This is a genomic window from Alteromonas alvinellae (assembly GCF_902705805.1).
In genome coordinates this window covers 1-4,981 of the sequence record NZ_CACSIH010000090.1, presented here as the reverse complement: position 1 = coordinate 4,981, position 4,981 = coordinate 1, and the positions used below count along the sequence as shown (strand labels likewise).

The 4,981-nt window shown below is 44.4% G+C and carries 3 protein-coding genes; 1 reads left to right on the top strand and 2 read right to left on the bottom strand.

Annotation, left to right across the window (positions count from 1 at the left end; genetic code table 11):
* Positions 1–46 precede the first annotated feature (46 nt).
* Complete coding sequence (locus ACX5KA_RS05675; RefSeq protein WP_281716027.1) at positions 47–931, bottom strand: EamA family transporter; 885 nt, start codon at positions 929–931, stop codon at positions 47–49.
* Positions 932–1,177: 246 nt separating this feature from the next.
* Here ACX5KA_RS05675 and ACX5KA_RS05670 point away from each other — a divergent pair, with 246 nt between their 5' ends.
* On the top strand, positions 1,178–1,627 hold the full coding sequence (locus ACX5KA_RS05670; protein WP_458730633.1) for a GyrI-like domain-containing protein: 450 nt from the start codon (positions 1,178–1,180) through the stop codon (positions 1,625–1,627).
* Between the two features lie 73 nt (positions 1,628–1,700).
* Here ACX5KA_RS05670 and ACX5KA_RS05665 read toward each other — a convergent pair whose 3' ends face one another.
* On the bottom strand, positions 1,701–4,541 hold the full coding sequence (locus ACX5KA_RS05665; RefSeq protein WP_014949791.1) for a TonB-dependent receptor domain-containing protein: 2,841 nt from the start codon (positions 4,539–4,541) through the stop codon (positions 1,701–1,703).
* Between the last annotated feature and the right edge of the window lie 440 nt (positions 4,542–4,981).

Here is a 4,981-nt window from a genome sequence, read left to right as displayed (position 1 = left end):
AGGCTTCCATTTAGACCAAAATTCGTACACCAAAGGTCAACAGGCCCTAAGAAAGGGTTTCAATTTGTTTTTGTTTGGGTAGTTGTTTTTGCGTGGCTGAACTCCCAGCGGTAGCAATAACGACTAAAGCCACTGCAAACCATTGTGAAAGCGTGAGGGTTTCATCAATAATGATGAACGCCGCTATGGCTGCAACGGCAGGCTCAACACTCATCATAATGCTGAAGGTTTGCTTAGGCATATTGCGCATCGCACTCATTTCTAACGTATACGGGATAGCCGACGAGAATACGCCTACAGCGAACCCGATGAAAATAGCTTGTGGCGAGAGTAAGGCCATACCTTGACTTGCAACGCCAATAGGCACTACACAGATAGCGGCCACTAGCATGCCTAATGTTACCGTAACACCGCCAGAACCTTCGTTGCCTGTTTTGTTTCCAAATACGATATAACCGGCCCAAAACGCGCCGGCTGTAAGGGCAAGAAAAACGCCGACGGGATCTAAGCTCTCGGCCGACCCGCCGCCAATATCGGGAAGCAGCAAACAAACGCCTGCAACGGCTAAAATAGCCCAAGCAAAGTCTCGCTTTTTTCTGGCACTAAAGAACGCCACAGCCAATGGCCCGGTGAACTCAAGCGCAACACCAATGCCTAGAGGAATACGCTCAATTGCAAGATAGAAGATGATATTCATTGCGCCCAAGCAAGCGCCGTAGAAAATTACGTTACGCCATCCTTTCGCGCTTAAGCGCGCTCTCCAAGGCCTAAAAATTATTGTTAACACCAACGCGGCGAAAAACGCACGAAGAGCACTGGTGCCTTCAGGACCGACGATAGGAAAGAGTTGTTTCGCAAACGATGCACCAGACTGTATGGTTACCATCGCCAGAAGCACTGCGACTATGGCAAGTAAAAAACGTTGATTCACAATATATTGCAACCTAGATGAGACAAAACCGGATTATATTTGTTCTTAAACTGAAATGCTCGTTGATAAGGGAAAGTATTGAAATTAAAAGGTGATAACAGCTAGTTTCATTATTTTAAACCAATGAGCTTTTTACTTTGCAGTTAAAATACACATGAAAAAAAAGTGAAATAGACAAGATCTGAATGGTGGGCAAAGCACAAGCGTGTATCATGACTATCTCGCACAAATAAATGGAATAAAGACATGGAAATGCGACAACTCTCATTACCGATAAATATTAAAGGCTTTTCGGTGATTACCAATAATCACACTGAATTTTCACCGCAGGGAAAGATACCCGCACTTTGGCAAAGGTTTGATAATTCTATAGCTGTTGACTATAAAGGCGGCGAGCGAGTGTATGGCGTGTATTTCAACTACGAATCCGATCATTCCGGTGACTTTTCCGTGTTGGCTGGGTTTGACGGTGACTCAGTGCCCGAACACTTAAAGATTGAGCACATCACTATTCCCGCAGGAAAGTATCTCGTTTTTTCGCGACAAGGTGAAATGCCGCAAATTGCCATTGATGCATGGAGCGATATTTGGCGCTATTTCACAGAAGGAGGTGCCGAGTATGAAAGGACGTTTTCAATAGACTTCGAGCACTATGTGAATGGCAACCATATAGACGTTTATATAGCGATAAAATGACGTCATGTTAACTTTATAATAAAAAAACGGCGCTAATAAGCGCCGTTTTTATCATTGCTCAATATTACGTAAATTACATTTTGTACGCTACGGTAACGTATCCGAAGCGGCCAATGTTGTCGTACGCGCCGTCTATTGAACCCGTGCCTGTCGTGCCTGTCGGTAGCGCACGGTTAAACAGGTTATCAATACCCACGGTTAGGCTAACACCGTTAGCAAAGTTGTAACCCGCGGTCACGTCAGTCACAGCGTATGAAGGCAGTTCCATACGGTTGCTCGGATTTGGGTTACGCGCTAACTCTTGGTTGTCGTAAAGGCTTGAACGTTCTAGGTAGCGAGTTTTCCAGCTTGCTTCCCAATCACCACGGCTATAGTTGATGGTGAATACACCCTGCCAATCAGATTCTCCTGCCGTACCTGCGTACTGATAGAATACTTCAGGGTTATCTTGGAATGGGAATTCTTTGCGGTCTTTAAGGTAAGTCGCAATCAAGCTAGTACGGAATGCGCCTTCTAGCGCGTCGAAATCATATCCTAGTTCGAAGTCGATACCCTTGGCTTCTTGACCCGCGATGTTCAATGCATAGCTACGAATCTGAGTGATTTCACCGGTAGTTCCATCACGGTCGATAAGGCCACAATATACGTTGTTAATACCCGACTCAGAGTCAACACAGCGGTCCAAAATTGTTTGGCCGTCAATAGACGAAATCGCGTCTGTCAGCTCGATTTCCCAGTAGTCAACAGTAGCGGTAAAGCCTTCAAACCAGCTAGGAGTATAGACAACACCTAGTGTTTTAGAGATTGAGCTCTCCGCTTGCAAGTCAATGTTTCCACCGTTTACGCCTTCTAGCGTTGCTGAGTCGTAATCAGAGTTGAAATCTGCAGGGATACCTAACGCTGCACAGTTTGCAATGCGTTGGTCGGCGTTGGCTAAGTCAGCAAGGTTGTCTGTACGACATGGATCGTCTACGCGGAAGAAGGTTTGGCTTGCTTCACCATAAAGTTCACCGATGTTCGGCGCGCGTAGTGCAGATGATTTTGTCGCACGTAGACGTAAATCTTCATACACTTTCCAATCTAGACCAAGCTTCCAGCTTTTCGCGTTGCCAATCGAAGAGTAGTTGGCAATCCGCGCCGCAGTATCAAATGTCAGCATTTCTACGCCAGGGAGATCGGCAAGTAGTGGAATAGTAACTTCAGTAAATACTTCTGATACATCGTAATCGCCTTTATCTTCACCTAGAGTGTTGAAAAAGGTACCCGCTGCATTATCAGGTTCTTCAATTTCGCTTTTTTCTTTGCGATATTCAACACCGGCTGCAAAGCCAACGTATCCTGCAGGTAATTCATAAATACCAGAGTTTGCGATGGTTGCGCCAGCGTTGTATTGTTCAATTTTGCTTGTGCCAACTGATGTAGTATTGACGTAGTCAATTGCTTCTTGTGAAGGCTGACCAAAGCCCATAATGTTCAGCGGTACACAGCCGTCATCACTACCTGACGCACAAACAATGTTTCCGTCGCCGTCAGTTATTGCGTTAAGTGCATTCTCGAAGTTTTGCAAAACAAGGTTGTTGCGGTTCTCACGCTCTAATTCAGTTTTGCCGTAGTTTACAAATGCCTCGTAGCTCCACTCGTCACCAATGTAGCCTTCAATACCTAGCACGTAGCGATAAGTTTCACGCTCGTCTGCTTCGGTGCGGCGCCCTAGGTCAGTCATCATGCGGTTAAGCTGAATGCTGTCTAGTTCGTTTTCATCCATGTATGCGGCAACGCTATCATCTAGAAAGGCATTGTTACGATAAATGGTTGTCTCTGAGCCGCCATAGAAGAAAGCAGGCTGGCCCATTGTAATTGCACGAGTACGCGCGTACTTAGCCTGTGCATACACTGTGGTGTCGTCGTTTAGCTCGTAGTTACCTTTTACATTTAGGTTAGTACGATCAAACTCAGGCTGAAGCTGCGTAAACTGGCGCAGGTTAAACGAATCACAGTTTGCGCAGAACGCACCGTCTACTTGGTCACCGGTGTAGATTTCGCGAATTGAACCGTCAGCGTTGAAAGTCTGAGAGTTGCCGCCAAAAACGCCAGAGTTGTTTAGTGTGTAGTAGCCCGCATTAGCAGTGTAAAAGTTGTCAGGAAATGCCGTTGAATTTAACTGGTCTTCACTGCGCTCGTATCCCATGATGCTTTCAAAGCTCATATTACGATACGACGTTGCAGTCCAAGGGTTGTCAAGGGCCTCTAAAGCTTCTTGTGAGCTGTATTCGGCTGCAAAAGCAATGTTGCCGCGATCATTGTCGAAGTTAAAGCCGTATGATGCTTGGTATTTGTCGTTCTTATAACCGTTTTCCTGTGCAAAGCCTTGCGTCGCACTCACGTCGAAACCTTCAATGTTCTTTTTAAGAATGAAGTTAACAACACCAGTTACTGCATCTGCACCATAAACCGCAGAAGCACCGCCAGTAACGATTTCTACGCGCTCAATCCATGAAGTAGGGATGGTGTTGGTATCAACCGCTGCAGAACCAGCTGAAGAAGATACGTGACGTTTACCGTCTACCAATACTAACGTGCGGTCAGTACCCATACCACGTAGGTCAAGAATATTTAGACCAGCAGTTCCAATAAATTGACCTGAATTACCCAATGAGAATGTGTTTGCAAGTGAAGGAAGCTCATTAAGCACCTCACCAATGTTCATCGCACCTGAATTAAGAAGTGACTCACCAGAAATGGCTGTTACTGGTGATGGAGCGATAGCGCCCTGACGAGAGATACGAGAACCGGTGACCTGAATTTTTTCAACGTCAGCGCTTTCATTTGTTGAGTCCTGTGCAAGAACGTTGCCTGAGGTCAACGCGACACTTCCTGCTAATGCTAACTGAACTGCAGTTGCAATATTTTTCATGGATTGTTCCTAGTGAATTAGATTTACGTGCTTGTTGTTGGTTAACGCCCCGTAAATAGGCAAGGGCTAGCCAAATTGCATGCGTAGTTTTTACTTATGTTGCAATGGCGCGCATTCTAATTATCTAGTATTAAATAAATCAATTTTTTGCGGTGAATTAAATTCTAGCTATGAAAGAGTTAACTTAATTTTAAAGAATTTATAAATAGTAGGTTTAATTAATATTTTTAAGTTTTGTATTAATAATGTTCAATAATTGTTTTTATATTGACCATGTGGTCGAAAAGTGTCTTTTTAGAGCTCTTATTAAGCGGTTTTCGTCTTGTTTTTCATTTGCTTGTTTAATTTTGAGTTAGAAGGTTTTTGCTCGTATATTGCACTAACTGAGTAAATTTAAACCGTGTATATTACAGGGCAAGATCATGAACATAAATCGTTCA

Coding starts and splice junctions, on each gene's coding strand:
- ACX5KA_RS05670 (WP_458730633.1), top strand. CDS start 1,178: ATGGAAATGCGACAACTCTCATTACCGATAAATATTAAAGGCTTTTCG.
- ACX5KA_RS05665 (WP_014949791.1), bottom strand. CDS start 4,541: ATGAAAAATATTGCAACTGCAGTTCAGTTAGCATTAGCAGGAAGTGTC.